The 16,115-nt window shown below is 45.1% G+C and carries 15 protein-coding genes; 5 read left to right on the top strand and 10 right to left on the bottom strand.

Going from position 1 to position 16,115, the window contains the following annotated elements:
• Nucleotides 1-259: 259 nt before the first annotated feature.
• From KYK27_RS02490 to KYK27_RS02450, 9 genes are all read right to left on the bottom strand, one after another.
• Nucleotides 260-847: an inorganic diphosphatase gene (locus KYK27_RS02490; protein ID WP_199108477.1), complete on the bottom strand. Its 588-nt coding sequence runs from the start codon at nucleotides 845-847 to the stop codon at nucleotides 260-262.
• Between the two features lie 141 nt (nucleotides 848-988).
• Nucleotides 989-1,342 carry a 50S ribosomal protein L19 gene (gene rplS, locus KYK27_RS02485; RefSeq protein WP_162427546.1) on the bottom strand — a complete coding sequence of 118 codons (354 nt, stop codon included), beginning with the start codon at nucleotides 1,340-1,342 and terminating at the stop codon, nucleotides 989-991.
• A 142-nt stretch (nucleotides 1,343-1,484) separates the two neighbouring features.
• On the bottom strand, nucleotides 1,485-2,162 hold the full coding sequence (trmD, locus tag KYK27_RS02480; protein WP_199108476.1) for a tRNA (guanosine(37)-N1)-methyltransferase TrmD: 678 nt from the start codon (nucleotides 2,160-2,162) through the stop codon (nucleotides 1,485-1,487).
• Nucleotides 2,162-2,743: a ribosome maturation factor RimM gene (gene rimM, locus KYK27_RS02475; RefSeq protein WP_199108475.1), complete on the bottom strand. Its 582-nt coding sequence runs from the start codon at nucleotides 2,741-2,743 to the stop codon at nucleotides 2,162-2,164. Before rimM ends, trmD begins: the two co-directional genes overlap by 1 nt.
• An 11-nt stretch (nucleotides 2,744-2,754) precedes the next feature.
• Nucleotides 2,755-3,309: a 30S ribosomal protein S16 gene (locus tag KYK27_RS02470; protein WP_199108474.1), complete on the bottom strand. Its 555-nt coding sequence runs from the start codon at nucleotides 3,307-3,309 to the stop codon at nucleotides 2,755-2,757.
• Between the two features lie 1,042 nt (nucleotides 3,310-4,351).
• A complete protein-coding gene (locus tag KYK27_RS02465; RefSeq protein ID WP_199108473.1) occupies nucleotides 4,352-5,098 on the bottom strand; it encodes an acyl-CoA desaturase in 747 nt (248 codons plus the stop codon).
• A 207-nt stretch (nucleotides 5,099-5,305) separates the two neighbouring features.
• Nucleotides 5,306-5,980, bottom strand: a complete 675-nt coding sequence (locus tag KYK27_RS02460) for an RluA family pseudouridine synthase (RefSeq protein ID WP_199108472.1) — start codon at nucleotides 5,978-5,980, stop codon at nucleotides 5,306-5,308.
• Nucleotides 5,981-6,139: 159 nt separating this feature from the next.
• Nucleotides 6,140-6,961: a 3-methyl-2-oxobutanoate hydroxymethyltransferase gene (gene panB, locus KYK27_RS02455; RefSeq protein ID WP_199108471.1), complete on the bottom strand. Its 822-nt coding sequence runs from the start codon at nucleotides 6,959-6,961 to the stop codon at nucleotides 6,140-6,142.
• 73 nt (nucleotides 6,962-7,034) lie between these two features.
• The gene (locus KYK27_RS02450) at nucleotides 7,035-9,683 is read right to left on the bottom strand and encodes a putative LPS assembly protein LptD (RefSeq protein WP_199108470.1); all 2,649 of its coding nucleotides are present in this window, start codon (nucleotides 9,681-9,683) and stop codon (nucleotides 7,035-7,037) included.
• Between the two features lie 102 nt (nucleotides 9,684-9,785).
• Here KYK27_RS02450 and KYK27_RS02445 point away from each other — a divergent pair, with 102 nt between their 5' ends.
• The 5 genes from KYK27_RS02445 (at nucleotide 9,786) to KYK27_RS02425 (ending at nucleotide 15,186) form a co-directional block, all read left to right on the top strand.
• Nucleotides 9,786-10,568, top strand: a complete 783-nt coding sequence (locus KYK27_RS02445) for an N-acetylmuramoyl-L-alanine amidase (RefSeq protein WP_199108469.1) — start codon at nucleotides 9,786-9,788, stop codon at nucleotides 10,566-10,568.
• 21 nt (nucleotides 10,569-10,589) lie between these two features.
• Nucleotides 10,590-11,648, top strand: a complete 1,059-nt coding sequence (locus KYK27_RS02440; RefSeq protein WP_199108468.1) for an MlaD family protein — start codon at nucleotides 10,590-10,592, stop codon at nucleotides 11,646-11,648.
• A gap of 86 nt (nucleotides 11,649-11,734) precedes the next feature.
• Entirely contained in the window at nucleotides 11,735-13,363 is a 1,629-nt protein-coding gene (locus KYK27_RS02435) for an acyl-CoA carboxylase subunit beta (protein WP_199108467.1), read from the top strand.
• A 119-nt stretch (nucleotides 13,364-13,482) separates the two neighbouring features.
• Complete coding sequence (locus KYK27_RS02430) at nucleotides 13,483-14,337, top strand: transglutaminase-like domain-containing protein (protein WP_199108466.1); 855 nt, start codon at nucleotides 13,483-13,485, stop codon at nucleotides 14,335-14,337.
• 216 nt (nucleotides 14,338-14,553) lie between these two features.
• Complete coding sequence (locus KYK27_RS02425) at nucleotides 14,554-15,186, top strand: class I SAM-dependent methyltransferase (protein ID WP_199108465.1); 633 nt, start codon at nucleotides 14,554-14,556, stop codon at nucleotides 15,184-15,186.
• A 338-nt stretch (nucleotides 15,187-15,524) separates the two neighbouring features.
• Here KYK27_RS02425 and KYK27_RS02420 read toward each other — a convergent pair whose 3' ends face one another.
• The gene (locus KYK27_RS02420; protein WP_199108464.1) at nucleotides 15,525-16,115 is read right to left on the bottom strand and encodes a thioredoxin family protein; all 591 of its coding nucleotides are present in this window, start codon (nucleotides 16,113-16,115) and stop codon (nucleotides 15,525-15,527) included.

The raw sequence follows: 16,115 nt of genomic DNA, 5'->3' as shown, positions 1-16,115 counted from the left end.
GCTATAGCTTGTCTATAGTTCGAAAAGATAAGCTCCGAGATGTATCGTGGTGATAGTTTCAAAGGGGCAGGTATACCTGCCCTGATCATGTGCTGTAACTCTAGAACTACAGCTTAGAAAATGGTAAAGGAAGAATTGTCCCTTTGAGGGGACTATAGGGGTGTTAAAGCGCTAACTACAAATCTATAGCTACCAACTACAACAACAGCAATTCCCTTCTCGGGAGGGGCGGGGGTGGGTTAAAACCACAACAATAAAACTACAACTTCATCCAGCGCTGTATCTCTTTTTCTGCAAACTGTTCATCTTTCCAGCCTACAAACTTAATGCGGTTCGGGTGAGCTTGATGCACAAACCACTGCTGTAGTATTTGTTTTACTGCAGGGTATTCTATGCTCAGGCTTTTGAAGTTGGTTGCTTTTATAGTTCGCTCACTTGGGCGGGCAGGCACTGCAATTATAACAGGATATAGGTCTCCGGAGAGTTTCTCTAGCATAAGTGTAGCCACTGGTATTACTTCCAATACCGTCCCGCTTTCAGCGCGCTCAGCCAATACCAAAGTACTAAGTCCTCTTCCGTTAGCGCCTACCTCTGTGGATGGAATAAAACCATAGTTACCGGGGTAAGGCAAGAACTGTAGAATTCTATCCTGGCCGGCCAGCTTCTCGTTTACAAAAGTTTTTGTTTTGAGATTATACTTCACAACATGGCTGGAGCCGGCAGGTGTTTCTATTACAGCCTGTAGTTGCCTGGCCCCGGAGTAAGTTGGTAAGGTTGCATAATCTGTCTGGCAGCTATACAACAACATAGTAGCGAGAAACAGGAGTAGGGCAGTAATACGGTTCATGAGTGTAGCAGCTTGTTGCACAAAGATAAAAACAGGATAAGATGAGCCTTTTATTTCTGGTTCCGGAAGCGAAGTAAATAAAAAAGGAGCTGTTGTTCGAACAGCTCCTTTTTAACTATGGAAAATTTGTGAAAACAGGTATTATCTTCTTTCCTTGATTCTTGCAGCCTTACCTGACAAGCCTCTCAGATAGTAAAGTCTTGCTCTTCTTACTCTACCTTTTCTAACAAGCTCGATTTTCTCGATAGATGGAGAAAGAAGTGGGAAGATACGCTCTAGACCAATCTGGTTAGAGATTTTTCTAACAGTAAAAGTTTCGCCGTTTGTGTTAACGTTCTTGCGCTGAATAACAACGCCCTGGAACTGCTGCACACGCTCTTTGTTACCTTCACGGATTTTAACGTGGATATTGATAGTATCACCTGCCTGGAAAACAGGGAAAGAAGCGCGTTTGTCAGTGTATTCCTGCTCGATAAATTTAATTAATTCGCTCATGGCTATGTTCTAAAGCTAAAGTATCTTCTTGAATTCGGACTGCAAAGATATGTAATTATTTTTTACATAAGAATAATTGCTCCGAAAAATATTTTTTGTTGTGTTATAATCTGTTAGCAACTTGTGTTGTTGCCAGTAAATTCTACTCACCCAGCAGATCTGGTCTGCGTTGCCTGGTGCGTTCAATGGCTTGTTCAAAGCGCCACTGTTCAATTTTAGGCCCATCTCCCGATAAAAGGATTTCGGGAACTTTCATGCCTTTATAGTCTGCTGGCCTGGTAAATACCGGTGGTGCCAGCAACCCATCCTGGAAAGAGTCAGTCAAAGCCGAAGATTCATCGTTCAGCACACCCGGTATGATCCGGATAATGGCATCAGCCAGTACTGCAGCTCCTAATTCTCCGCCCGACAATACATAATCGCCAATGCTGATCTCGTGTGTTACAAACCGCTGACGTACGCGCTCATCCACGCCTTTATAGTGTCCGCAGAGAATAAGTATATTTTGCAGCAGCGAGAACTGATTCACTGTATTCTGGTTCAGGGTCTGCCCGTCCGGCGTCATATAAATAATGGCGTCGTAAGTGCGCTCAGCCTGTAATTCAGAAATACACTTATCGATCGGCTCAATCATCATTACCATGCCTGCACCGCCGCCAAAAGCATAATCATCTATCTGGCCATATTTGTTTATGGCATACTTACGCAGGTCGTGCAGGTGTATTTCTACAAGGCCTTTTTGCTGCGCGCGTCTAAGAATAGAATGGCTAAAGGGGCTTTCCAGCAGATCTGGCTGGCAGCTGATAATATCAATACGCATTATTTCTCCTCTTCCGTGTCCTCGTCTGCATCATCTGCATCCTCGGGGCGGCTAGGTTGGGTATAAACTTCGAGCAATCCTTCCGGCAGGCTTACGTGTAGTATTTTGCCTTCGTGGTCGGCTCGCAGCATGGTTTCGTCCATTACCGGTATCAGCATTTCCTGGTCCTTGTAGTCCATGGCCATTAGTTGCTGCTGCGGCATATCATAAAAGTCTTTTACAGTGCCAAGTTCGCCGTGCTGTGCATCTACTACTTTGTAGCCGATCACGTCATGGAAATAAAACTGGCCTTCTTCCAGTTCAGGCAGCTCATTAAGCGGTAAGTATAAAGCCGTATTGCGAAGCTTTTCAGCCTGCTCTATGGTATTTATATCTTCAAACTTAATAATGAAACGACCTTTTTGCTGGGGCTCCATGGCATCAATAAAAAATGGAACCAGTCTTCCCTGTTGTTCAAGGAAAACTGATTCCAGATCTTCGTAATCTTCGGGAAAGTCCACGTCAAAAAACGCAACAACCTGCCCCTTTATGCCATGCGTCTTAACGATGTATCCGAGTTGAAAACAAGCATCAATGTTCATGGCACACTAAATTATGCTTGCTCTTCAGTTGTAGCTTCGCCTTCAGCTGATGCCTCAGGTGCGTCTGTAGCTTCTTCTTCAGCAGCAGGTGTGTTTGCAGCAAGCGCAGCAGCTTCACGCTGACGGATTGCTTCTGCACGAGCTTCTTTCTTCTTAGTTTCAGCTTCAAAAGCAGCTTTCTTAGCAGCTTCTTTAGCAGAACCCAGGCTTTCAACTTTACCTGCAATTTTAGCGTCTTTCGCGTTCTTCCACTCTTCGAAACGAGCATCAGCAGTTTCCTGAGTGATAGCACCTTTGTTTACACCAATCTGAAGGTGTTTTTTGAAAAGGATACCTCTGTAAGAAAGCATTGCTTTTACAGTGTCAGTTGGTTGCGCTCCGTTCATCAACCACTGGAATGCCTTCTCGTCAGAGAAGTCGATAGACGCAGGGTTAGTGTTAGGGTTGTAAGTACCCAGTTTCTCGATGAATTTACCATCACGTGGTGCACGAGCGTCTGCTACTACGATATCGTAGATAGCGGCTTTTTTGCGGCCTCTGCGGGCCAGTCTGATTTTAACAGCCATTTTGTATAATTTTTAACGTCGGCGGAACCCGTCCGCCAGTTTTTAGAACCGCAAAGGTAAGTATTGTTTAGGTAATATCAAACTATAGTTTAAGGGTTGTTTTTGTGAATTATGGTTGTGTAAGTTGCAGGTTTATAGTTGGTTTTTATAGTTTCGTGCTTGTCATCCCGAGCGTCAGTCAAGGAATCTTAAGAGTCCTATAGTTCCCTTTTGTCATTTCGACGTTAGGAGGAAGCTATCTCAGCTTTTAGCTAACTATAGTTGCAATTAGAACCAAGCAATAGTTTCAAATTCACTCCAATGCTGGGAGCTTTACTTACCTATCTTTTCATCTTTGGCTTTGGTGCCCTCACGGCCGGGAGGCCTCGTCTTCGGGCATCGCGCTGTTGCTTTCTTGCTATCCTCGTTCCTCGGATTGCCTGACGGCACCGCAACAAATCAAAGGCGCTCAACCAAAAGACTGAAATCAGTTCGATAGTAGAAGCTATAGTTTGAACCGGGAAGCTTCGAGTTTTATCGTGGCTATAATTCCAAAGGGACAGGTCGCGACCTGTCCGCTCGTGGTCTGTAACTATAGAACTACACTGGAAGCTACAACTATTGGGAAGGCGTCCCCTGAGGGGACTATAGGGGTGTTAATACGTTAACTATAGAACTATAAACCCAACTATACCAAAAGCTAAAATTCCCCTCTCGGGAGGGGTAGGGGTGGGTTAACGCTACCAGATCTCTCACGCTGTTCGAGATGACAAAATGTAGAATGTTAACTGAGCTCCCTCTCCTGTTTTTAGGAGAGGGCTGGGATGAGGTAAAATACAAACTTTAGAACTATAGCAAAAGCCCTTTACATTTCCTGTCCCTGTCGGGCCAGTTGAGTTACAAACTCAACACTATAGATAGACACGGGTTGCAAACCCGCGCCAGCAATATGTAACGGGAAGAGTAAAGCAACATTAAAACTATAGCTGCAACTATAAATCAAGCCTGAATATCCTGATTCAGACAAACAAAAAAAGCTCTCCGTTTCCGAAGGGCTTTTTTGTTATGCTTTTACTTTCACCTTAACGGGCTTAAGTTTTATAATGCTCAGTTTACTCAATGTCCAGATAACAGGCCAGGTTGGGTCTACTTCCCACCATTTTACACCGAAGTTAACGCGGTTTGGTAATTTGTGGTGATTGTTCTGGAATAGCTCGCCACCAGTCAGGAAATCGAAGAAAAGTGAGTTACGTGACTTGTCGTTGTTGTCGAAGTTCTGGTAACCATATTTGTGGCCACTCCAGTTTACGATAGCGCCATGTATCGGACCCATCAAAAAGTGAAGCGGTAGCAATAAATACATCCACCAGAACTCAGCAAACTGAATGTAGAACAATACATAAAGCACACCCCAGCCAATTCTGGATAAATAAGAATCACCAAGTCTTTCGATTGCATTCCACACTGGGTAATTGCCTTCGAAACGGCGCTCTGGTTCCACCCGGTTATTCAGTACATCGTTGTAGATGTTTTTAGTCTTCCACATCATCGTAAAGGCATTGTTAGAATAATGCGGAGAGTGCGGGTCGCGTTCTGTGTCTGAAAAAGCGTGGTGCATGCGGTGTAAAATAGCATAAGCACGCGGCGACAGGAACGAAGAGCCCTGCGCAATATATGTTAGCAGGTAAAATGCTTTTTCCCAGAACGGGTTCATGGTAAACATTTTATGCGCTGCATAGCGATGCAGGAAGAACGTCTGTACAAATAGTGATAAGTACCAGTGTACTAAAAAGAAAATCAGGATGGCCATTAAAGCAGATGTATTGAATTGTATAATTGGGTAACTATAAACTATAGTTTGTGTTACTGCCGCAAAATTACAACAGGTTTCACAATCAAAATAGCCTAAGGAGTATAAAAGTTCAGAAAGGTGACGAGAATCATACTTTTGTAATGAAGAATGAGGGAATGATTAATGTTGGAGTAAGGAATAAATTTTACTCATTGATAAGTAGCATTAGGCAAACGGTTTCCAGGTAGCAGTTGCCGGCAAAGGAGCGCTTACAGTTATAGTTGTTTTAAGCGTAGGGTGCTCAAATTCTAGCTGTCGGGCGTGCAGTGCAATACTTTTATCTGGTAGCGGTTGTGCGGCACCGTACTTCAGGTCGCCAACTATGGGGCAGCGCATAGAGGCAAGCTGTACGCGTATCTGGTGAGGCCGACCGGTTATGGGGTTTACTTCTAAAAGGTATTTGCCTTGATGATCACCCAATAATTTATAGTTTAACTCCGAGCGCTGGCCTGCCGCATTCTCTTTTGCAAACGCCTTCGTTACGTTCTTAGAGGAGTCTTTTACGAGCCAGTGTACTAAGGTGCCGCTTTCCTGTTGCGGACGGTTAAGTACTATAGCCCAGTAAATTTTACGCGTTTTTTTACTCCGGAAAAGCTCATTCAGCCGGGCAAGCGCCTTAGACGTTTTAGCCATCAGCACCACACCGCTTACCGGCCTGTCGAGGCGGTGAACCACACCTATAAACACATTGCCGGGCTTACCATACTTCTCTTTAATGTATTCTTTGGCAAGATCAGCGAGCGTAATGTCACCTGTTTCGTCGCCATGTACCAGCAAGCCTGCAGGTTTATTTACCACCAGCACATGGTTATCCTCAAACAGTACGTCTAAAAAAGCCATGGGCTTTAGTTAAAAGTTAAAAGTTATGAGTTAAAAGTTTAATCAGTCTGAATAGGGCCACATAAAGAGATGTACATCACCAACAAAACTGATGGAGACTTTATGCTTAAAGAATGTTGCCTCACTCTAAACTTTTAACTCATAACTCTTAACTATAAATTAATATGCTTCTTTTTCGTTCGGGAAGTCGCGGTCTTTTACGTCTTTAATATAGTTCTGAACGGCATCGGTCATGATGGTGTGCAGGTCAGCATAGCGGCGCAGGAAGCGGGGTTTGAATTCCTTATTGATGCCAAGCATATCGTGTACAACCAGTACCTGGCCATCAACATGAGGGCCAGCGCCAATACCAATGATCGGGATCTCTAAGGATTCTGCAACGCGTTTCGCGAGCGCGGACGGAATTTTTTCCAGAACTATAGCAAAGCAACCTAGCTCCTGAAGCAAATGTGCATCCTCTATCAGTTTCTGTGCTTCAGCATCTTCTTTAGCGCGTACCGTGTACGTACCAAATTTATAGATAGACTGAGGTGTTAAGCCAAGGTGACCCATTACCGGTACACCTGCGCTCAGTATGCGTGTTACCGACTCTTTTATCTCCGCGCCGCCTTCCAGCTTTATGCCGTGTGCTCCTGATTCTTTCATGATCCGGATAGCAGAACGCAATGCCTCGGATGAGTTGCCCTGGTAAGAACCAAAGGGCATATCTACCACTACAAAAGCACGCTTTGTGCCACGCACCACTGATTGCGCATGGTAGATCATCTGGTCCAGGGTAATAGGTAGGGTGGTTTCGTGTCCGGCCATTACGTTAGATGCAGAGTCTCCAACCAGCAACACATCAATCCCGGCGGCGTCCAGAATAGTAGCCATGGAAAAGTCGTAGGCGGTTAACATCGATATTTTTTCACCGCGCTCCTTCATGTTCTGCAACTGGTGCGTGGTGATCACTTTTACATCGGTTTTTTTCTGAACTGACATGTGCTTTCGTATTTTTTTGTAAAACTATAAAACTTCCGAAACAATAACAGCCACTCAGGGTGGCTGTTATTGTTTATCTGTAGTTTATTCCTGATGAAGAAGATCTCTTCGTTAATTTCAGATCCCGTAGCAGGGAGGACCGTGCATTTATAGTTATGTTATATCCTCTCACATACCCGAATGGTGTCCAGCTTATGCTCATGTCCCAGCAGTGCAAATCCCGGTGAATGTTTAGGCGTGCACTTGCAATCTGCTGTTCCACTAAGTCGTAATGGGCGTAATAACTGATCTTCCATTTATCTGTGATGTTCAGGTCGCCGTCTACGCCCAGGGTGTTGTTTATGGTATTCTCGGCCCGGCCTAAACCGCGATTGAAGTTAACTGTATAGTCAATGCTCAGTGTCCACGGAATTTTAAAGTCTACATACTGCGGCTCGAATGGGTTGGTGTCCTGACCAAGGGTTGGCAGGTTGCTCGGTACAGAGGTATCAGACCGGCGGGCCTGTGGGTTTAAGTTGGCACTTATCTGCAGGCCTGCATTGGTAAGCCGGGCTGGTTTAAAGCCTGGTCCACTTAACAGGTAACGGTCTATGTTTCTGCCTAGCGAGTCTGTCTGGTAAGGGTTAAAGTTTGATGTAAAGCCTACATTTATGATCTTGAACAGGCGGGTGTTCATGTTTAAAGAGATCTGACTCATTTTAAGTGAGTCGGCTGCAAAATTGTAACCTCCACGTATGCCCAGGTTATCTATAATGCTGACTTTCTCAAAGGTTTTGCCGGTTGTATCAGACTTGGCCTTTACCTTCATCTCAATGTTGTTCTGTAAACCAAAGCTCAGGAAACTCTGCAGTCCTGTGCTTGGTGCTCCCGACTCAAAACGGCTTAGTTGCTGATAAATCGGTCTGCCGTTAGTATCCTCGCCCAGGTACAGGTTCTGGTAAAATCCAAAGAACGGATCCCCGAAATCAGGCTGGTAACTATACGATAAAGATGGTCTGATCATGTGACGGATCGCTTCTACGCGCTTGCCGCGCACGTAAACCGTACCATAAATATTGGTGCTTAAAGAGGCGCCTGCACTATAGTTGTAAACCCTGCCAAATCTTGTAGTGTCAACATCTACTGCGTTAGAATCCGGGTTGTAGGAGTAGGTGAATTTCCTGTCGACCCATCTTTCGCTGTAGCTTACACTAGGTGATAAGTTGAAGTATTTGAACAGTTTATAGCTGCCCAGGCCAATGTTGAAGTTATGCGTAGCAGAGCGGCGGCCGTTTTTCCATAAAGCCTGGAAATCATTTAAGCTGATCGTGTCCGCCTCGGCGCTGGCGCCTATAACACCAACATCTCCAAACCTGTTAGAGGCACCAAATCTGTTTCTGCCTGCTTCTATCCGCTGAGATATTTCGTTGCTGGCCGTAAAGTTATAGCCAAATGTAAAGTCTTCGTACCAGCGGCCTGTAGGTACATTTTTAGTAAGTACCTCATATAAGCTAACCGAGGTCATACCGAAGCTGACATCCGGCAATATAAAGTTCATCAGTCCGCCTGAGGTCTGGCCTTGTCTTAATTTTACAGAGTAGCTGAAAGGCGAGTTCTGTATGTTTTTCTGGTAAGAGATACTGGAGTTAAAGGTAGCAGCTAATCTGTCGGCAGTGGAGTTATAGCCTGCTATACGGTTGTGTTGCCCGGTACTTGCATCTACACTGGCCGTAAGGCGACCTTTGCCAGGTTTTGCTACAGGGCTGTGCATCCATCTTACTCTATAGGTTCTTTCAGATGGTGGTAAAATTCCCGGAAGGTCATTGGTAGATATGCTTCCTCCTCTGTCAGCCTCATCGTACTTAAAATAGGTGTGGTCGATTCCGAAAGAGCCCTGATAAGCATAGCGTTTTCTATAGTCGGCGCTCAGGCGCAGATCATAACCGCCAAGTGAGTAAACATCGCCGGTTAAGCTGGCTCCTATGTAATCGTTCAGGGCCAGGTAATACCCGCCGTTCATCAGGTAAAATCCGCGCAGAGAGTTCTCTCCGAAGCTCGGAACTATAACCCCCGAAGAGCGATTGTTCTTTGGCGTAGGAAACAACCCGAACAGGAAACCCAGTGGGGTAGGAATATCGCCAATAACCAGGTTAAACGGGCCTGACATGACTTTATCGTTCGGGATGGCTTTTATTTTGCCTGCACTGATATAAAAGTGCGGATGCGCCAGGTTACAAGTGGTATATTTATTATGTAACCCGAAAATTTCGTTGGCTTCGTTCTTTTTTACGAGTTCGGAGTGTATAAAACCTTCGCCTTGCTGCGTTACTACTTCAGCAATGCGGCCGCGTTTGGTTTTAAAGTTGTAGGCTATGCGTTTGGCAGAATAAGATTCGGCACCATCCACAAAAACCGGAACACCAATGTCTTTACCGGTTGAGTCGGTAAGTGAGGTAGCAGTAAGCAGGTTGGTCTCGTAATCGATTTTGATGTAAGCCGCCTGGAGCGACATGGAGCCATAGTTGATCTTGGCATCGCCGTACAGGTGAACAATTCTGCTGGTAGCTTCCAGCTGAATGGAATCTCTGGCCGAATATTTGATTGTCGTCTCGATGTCGCCTTGCGGGGCTGCCAGTCTAACAGAATCCTGCTTTACCGTATCTTGTTTTGCACTTGCAGAACGCAGGGTACGAGGCATGATCTGGCCTGTCGCCAGCAGAGGAGAAAGTACGGCGAGCTGCACGAGCAGCAAAAAAATCAAAATGTGTCGCAACTTCTTCAGACTTCCCTAAAGTTTTATTTAATTTGTACAAAGTTATTGTTTAACTTTTAACTAACGAGCGTTGTGAGAAATATTGTTACTATTTCAGTTTTAGCCCTGGTATTCTTCTTGCTTTCATCCAATAAACTGGAGTACCGCAAAGACTACAAAGTTCGCACAGTGGTTATAGACGCCGGCCACGGAGGTAAAGATGTAGGGTGTAATGGTAAAGTGTCGCATGAGGCAGATGTAGCATTAAGTCTTGCCTTGCAGGTGGGTAGCCTGATCGAAAGCAATATACCGGATGTAAAAGTAGTTTATACCCGCAAAACAGATACTTTTGTAGAGTTGATAGACCGTGCGGGTGTTGCCAACAAAAACAACGCTGACCTTTTTATTTCTATCCACCTGAACTCAGGACCTGCTGCAGCTTATGGTACCGAAACCTACGCTATGGGTCTTCATACGTCTAAAGGTAACCTTGATGTTGCCAAACGCGAAAACTCTGTAATTCTGCACGAGGATAACTATAAAGAGAACTACGGTGGCTTTGATCCAAATTCTCCGCAGAGCCATATTTTGTTTACACTACATCAGAGCGCGTACATGGATAACAGCCTTCGCTTTGCCCAGAAAGTAGAGAATGAGTTTAAAAACAGAGTAGGCCGGCACAGTCGTGGCGTAAAGCAGGCGGGCTTCCTGGTGCTCTGGAAATCCTATATGCCAAGTGTACTGATTGAGTGCGGCTTTCTTACAAATCCTACCGAAGAAAAATTTCTTAACGATAAGACCGGCCAATCGTATATGGCATCAGGTATATATCGTGCTTTCAAGGATTATAAAAAAGAGCTGGAAGCCATGAACTAATACAGCACTTAAAAACCCTTTGTGAAAATAACTAAAGAAATTAAAGTAGCGCTGCTCGGTATAGTAGCACTCGTAATCTTATACTTCGGGTTTATGTTCCTGAAAGGGGCAGACCTGTTCTCTGATACCAGGACCTTCCAGATTGTATATAGTAATGTGGACGGCCTTACAGCTTCTAACCCTGTTATGCTGAACGGCGTGCAGATTGGGTCTGTGCAGAAATTGAAACTCCTCCCGAAAGAGCATAATAATATACTTGTCGAGATCGAGGTTCAGGGGGATATACAGGTAGGGGACTCAACTATAGCAGCACTTGCCAGTTCTGACCTTTTAGGCAGTAAGGCCATCATACTTTACCTGGGCAACAGCAAAATAATGTATAAAGGTGGGGAGCGCCTTATTGCTTATAACGAAAAAAGCATTGCCGATATGCTGACAACCAAAGCAGTGCCGGTAATTGATAAGGTAGATACAACCCTGGCCCGCGTAAACCGCCTCCTCGACAGCGAAGCAAAACAAAACCTGCAGCTTATACTGGCCAATACCCAGGCATCTACTGAAGCACTGAACCAGATGCTGCGCGCCAACCAAAAGAATATAAACGAGATAACAGCCAATACCAACAAGCTGATGACATCGTTGCTGCAAACTCAGCGCCACATTGACCGCATTGCCATGAATATGGCCGAAATAACAGATACCCTGAAACAGGCCGAAGTAAATAAGCTGGTTGATAATGCCAATAAAGCTGTGGTAGAGATGCAGCAAACAGTTGCTAAACTTAACTCTAACGAGGGGTCAATGGGTAAACTGATGAACGACGATGCGCTTTACCAGAACATGGCACGTTCTACGGAGGCATTAAATATGCTTTTACGCGACATACAGGCCTACCCAAAACGCTACGTACAGTTCTCGCTGATAGGCCGTAAGGATAAATATAAAGTCGATGCAACGGGCCGTGTGATAACGCTGGAGGAAGTAAAAGATATGCAGGACGAGAATCCTGATGAGTTCAGAAAACCAGTGCCCGACACGGTTAAAATTCCGCTGAAAACGGACACCACAAAAGTGAAATAAGGCTATATAAAATTGTATATTTGTGAAATCCGCTTTCTGGGCGGATTTTTCTTTGTAAGTAGTTTCTCAATACAACCCTACCCTTCATGGATATCGAATTTAATAAAAACGAAGACTCCTTAAAGCAGCTTACTTATCAGCTTAAATCCAAACTAAAGAAAGTATACCTGGGCGGTGGCGAAAAGCGCATTGCCAAAGAGCACGAAAAAGGCAAAATGACTGCCCGTGAGCGCATCGCTTACCTGGTTGATGAAAACTCTGAGTTCCTGGAAGTGGCAGCCTTTGCCGGTGACGGTATGTACCCCGAAGTAGGTGGTTGCCCGAGCGGTGGCGTGGTAACAGGTATAGGGTATATTAAAGGCCGGCAGTGCGTTATAGTTGCCAACGATGCCACGGTAAAAGCCGGCGCCTGGTTCCCGATCACTGCCAAGAAAAACCTGCGTGCCCAGGAAATATCAATAGAAAATAAACTGCCAATCGTTTACCTGGTAGATAGCGCGGGTGTGTTTTTGCCGATGCAAAATGAGATATTCCCGGATAAAGAGCACTTTGGCCGTATGTTCCGCAACAACGCCGTGATGAGCTCGATGGGCATCGTACAGATTGCTGCTATAATGGGCAGTTGTGTGGCTGGTGGCGCTTACCTGCCTATCATGAGCGATGAAGCCCTTATAGTTGAGGGAACTGGTTCTGTATTCCTGGGTGGATCATATTTGGTTAAATCAGCCATCGGTGAGACGATTGATAACGAAACACTGGGCGGTGCCACTACGCATTGTGAGATTTCGGGTGTTACAGACTATAAATGCAAAGACGATAAAGAAGCGCTGGATCACATCCGAACTATTTTCGATAAACTGGGTGAGAACCCGAAAGCCGGCTTCAGTAGAGTAGAGCCTGTTGCTCCGAAACTGGATGAGCAGGAAATTTACGGCATACTTCCTTCTGACCGCACCAAGCCTTACGATATGATGGACATCATCAACCGTTTGGTAGATAATTCGGAATTTGAGCCTTACAAAGAACTATACGGCCAGTCGCTGATCTGCGGGTTAGGCCGCATTGATGGCTGGGCAGTTGGTATAGTTGCCAACCAGCGCAAAATAGTAAAAAGCAAGAAAGGCGAAATGCAGATGGGCGGCGTGATCTACTCCGACTCGGCTGACAAAGCAGCCCGCTTTATCATGAACTGCAACCAGAAGAAGATTCCGCTGGTGTTTTTGCAGGACGTATCCGGATTTATGGTGGGTAGCAAAGCTGAGCACGGCGGCATTATTAAAGACGGTGCTAAAATGGTGAATGCGATGGCCAACTCTGTAGTGCCTAAAATTACGATACTGATAGGTAACAGCTACGGTGCCGGTAACTACGCTATGTGTGGCAAGGCCTATGACCCGCGCCTGATCTACTCGTGGCCAACAGCTCAGCTTGCGGTAATGAGTGGTGCTGCTGCGGCAAACACGCTGTTACAGATACAGGTGTCTGCTTTAAAATCTAAGGGCGAAGAAATTACCCCGGAAGCGGAGCAGGAACTGCTGGAGCGCATTAAAGCAAAGTATAACGAAGAACTGTCACCTTATTACGCAGCCGCTCGTTTATGGGTAGATGGCATCATCGATCCGCTGGAAACCCGCAAGGTGATATCTATGGGAATTGAAGCAGCCAACCATGCCCCGATCGAAAGACCTTATAATGTGGGTGTGATACAGACGTGATTTGAGGAAATTAAAAATTATGAATTAGAAATTAGAAATTGAGTTGAGGAAATCTTCACTGATCGTAAGAACCAAAAACATTTCTAATTTCTAATTTTGCATTTCTAATTAAAATATTCGTGACAAAGAAGGAAATAAAGGCGCTTATCTCGCTGTTGGATGATTCGGATTATGAGGTAGCGCAGCATGTGGAGAAGAAAATTATTTCATTAGGCGAAGGTGCTATTCCGTTACTGGAAGAGGAGTGGGAAGAAACGCTGAACACCGATCTGCAGAAAAAGATAGAGGACCTGATCCATGATATGCAGTTTAACGGACTGCTGCGCCGTCTGCAGCAGTGGAAAGAGGAAGGTGCAACTGATCTGCTGAGAGGAATGTGGCTGGTAAACGCCTACATGTACCCGGATGTAGACTTTGCTTCTATCTCTAAAACGATGGACCAGTTGTACTTTGATGTCTGGACCAACATGCGGGACGACATGCATCCCTATGACCAGGTGAAGTCGCTGAATAATGTGTTGTTCCGGGAAAAGAAGTTTACAGCCAATACCAAGAACTTCCATTCGCCGGCAAACTCTATGCTGCACCTGGCCCTGGAAACAAAACGGGGTAATCCACTTACGCTTTGCGTTATCTATATGGTAATTGCACAGCGCCTGGGCTTCCCGGTATATGGTGTAAACCTGCCAAATCTGTTTATTCTGACCTACAAAATGGACGGGGTACAGTTTTATATCAACGTCTACAACAAAGGGCTTATCCTTTCCAAAGCTGACATCGACAACTATATACTACAGCTCAACCTGAACCCTGTCGATATTTTCTATGAGCCCACTTCAAACCTAGAGATTGTAAAGCGCGCACTTCGCAACCTGGCTTTCTCTTTCGAGAAGATGAAAGACCTGGAAAAAGCTACCGAAGTAACGAAACTGCTCACTGCTATCACGGACGATGATCCGGCAATACAACACTAGACGATGTTTTCCTAGTGCTATTGGCATCTGAACTATAGCTATCAGGATAAAAGGATAGAAATCGCTGTTTCGGACATCTTTGTCCGAAACTTTGCCTGTCGCGGACTTCCTAGTCCGTGTAAATGGAAAGCTAACCTACGGGGACTAAGAAGTCCGAATTAGCAACGAGCAATTACAGGCTCAGACGAGAAACCGACATAACTATAGCTGTTGAATATGGCCGAGTTCTGGGAAGCAAGTTTTATAGAAAAGCAGGCGATGTGGGGATTCGAGCCAGCAGAATCTGCTATAGTTGCAAATGAACTTTTCAAAGAGAAGCAGCTCAAAAATATACTGGTTCCCGGGTTTGGGTATGGCAGAAATGCACAGCTGTTCCGTGAAAACGGAATGCAGGTAACCGGAATAGAAATTTCTCAAACAGCTATTGACCTGGCCAAAGCGCATTACGGAACTGATCTGAAAATCCACCACGGTTCTGTAACGGACATGCCATTTGATGATGTGGTTTACGATGGCATTTTCTGTTATGCACTTATTCATCTGCTTGACCAAAAAGAAAGACAAAAGTTGCTTGCCGATTGTTACAACCAATTAAAGCCGGGCGGCCATATGGTTTTCGTAGCCGTTTCAACAAAATCTCCGAACTATGGCGCAGGCAGGCAGCTAAGTAAAAACCGTTTTGAGATCTTCGAAGGTGTACAGATGTACTTTTATGATGAAGATGCGGTTAAGCAGGAATTCGGCAAATATGGATTGGTTGAGTTCAGAGAAATTGAGGAGCCAATGAAAAATATGCCCGGTAAACCACCGCTTAAATTCTTTTTGGTAAACTGCGCAAAAGAAGTATAACTGCCCTCGCTCGCGTCCCGCGAGTGTGAGTTACCTGCGGACTCCGGCCGCTTTAAACTATAGTTTAAAATTCTACTTCCTGCTCTTTCGAACTTCTTAGTTTAAAAGTAAACTGCCCGGGAATTTCCTAATCCCCGTTTTGCTGCTATCGCGGATCAGGAAATCCGCTTCAGATTTAGTTTCGGATTAAGAAATCCAAAACAGCACAAGAATTGAAAAGACCAACTATAGTTTACCCCCTAAAATGTTTCGTAACGAAGGCAAGAGTGAAACTATAAATACAAAAGCCACTCCTATATTCTAAGAGCGGCCTCTGATTCTATTCTTCAAACTATAGTTTAGTACTTCCTGATCAAACAACCGGTGGCGCGTTTGTCGGCTATAGTTACAGCGCGGTTGGCCAATACCTCATCTATTACGTTTTTCAGATAAGGGTTTTTTACACCGTTTTCAACTTGTGGGTTATCATCAACGGCACCTTTATACTTTAATATAAAGCTATCACCGGTGTTGTGCAGCACAAACACTTCCGGGGTTTTAGTAGCACCAAAACGGGAGCTCACTTTCTGCCCTTCATCAGCCAGATACGGGAACCTATAGTTCTTAGCGGCCATATCTTCCAGCGTTTCGCTGCCTTCGCCGAGGCCTACGCCCGGGTTAACGAAGATGAACTGTACTCCTTTGCTGGCATATGCACTAGATAAAGTTACCAGACGGTTCTCGTAAAGTTTGGCATATGGGCAGGTATTGTTGGTGAACACCAGCACCACCGTTTTGCTATTGGCAAAGTCGCTCAACGATACTTTTGTGTTACCAACCCCCTGTAGCGTAAAGTCTGCGACCTTATCGCCAAGCTGGTAGCTGTTGTTCTGGGCAAATGCGCTTACCGTAAGCAAAAGGGCAGCGGCAAGAGTTGCTAAAAATTTCAT

The sequence above is a fragment of the Pontibacter populi genome (assembly GCF_019336435.1).
In the GTDB taxonomy this organism is placed as follows: Bacteria; Bacteroidota; Bacteroidia; order Cytophagales; family Hymenobacteraceae; genus Pontibacter; species Pontibacter humidus.
Note: the sequence above shows the minus strand (reverse complement) of the source record. Positions and strands in the feature narration are given on the sequence as shown.

Coding starts and splice junctions, on each gene's coding strand:
- rimM (WP_199108475.1), bottom strand. CDS start 2,743: ATGAACATTGATGCTTGTTTTCAACTCGGATACATCGTTAAGACGCAT.
- KYK27_RS02470 (WP_199108474.1), bottom strand. CDS start 3,309: ATGGCTGTTAAAATCAGACTGGCCCGCAGAGGCCGCAAAAAAGCCGCT.
- KYK27_RS02465 (WP_199108473.1), bottom strand. CDS start 5,098: ATGGCCATCCTGATTTTCTTTTTAGTACACTGGTACTTATCACTATTT.
- KYK27_RS02420 (WP_199108464.1), bottom strand. CDS start 16,115: ATGAAATTTTTAGCAACTCTTGCCGCTGCCCTTTTGCTTACGGTAAGC.
- trmD (WP_199108476.1), bottom strand. CDS start 2,162: ATGCGTATTGATATTATCAGCTGCCAGCCAGATCTGCTGGAAAGCCCC.
- KYK27_RS02490 (WP_199108477.1), bottom strand. CDS start 847: ATGAACCGTATTACTGCCCTACTCCTGTTTCTCGCTACTATGTTGTTG.
- KYK27_RS02435 (WP_199108467.1), top strand. CDS start 11,735: ATGGATATCGAATTTAATAAAAACGAAGACTCCTTAAAGCAGCTTACT.
- KYK27_RS02460 (WP_199108472.1), bottom strand. CDS start 5,980: ATGGCTTTTTTAGACGTACTGTTTGAGGATAACCATGTGCTGGTGGTA.
- KYK27_RS02425 (WP_199108465.1), top strand. CDS start 14,554: ATGGCCGAGTTCTGGGAAGCAAGTTTTATAGAAAAGCAGGCGATGTGG.
- panB (WP_199108471.1), bottom strand. CDS start 6,961: ATGTCAGTTCAGAAAAAAACCGATGTAAAAGTGATCACCACGCACCAG.
- rplS (WP_162427546.1), bottom strand. CDS start 1,342: ATGAGCGAATTAATTAAATTTATCGAGCAGGAATACACTGACAAACGC.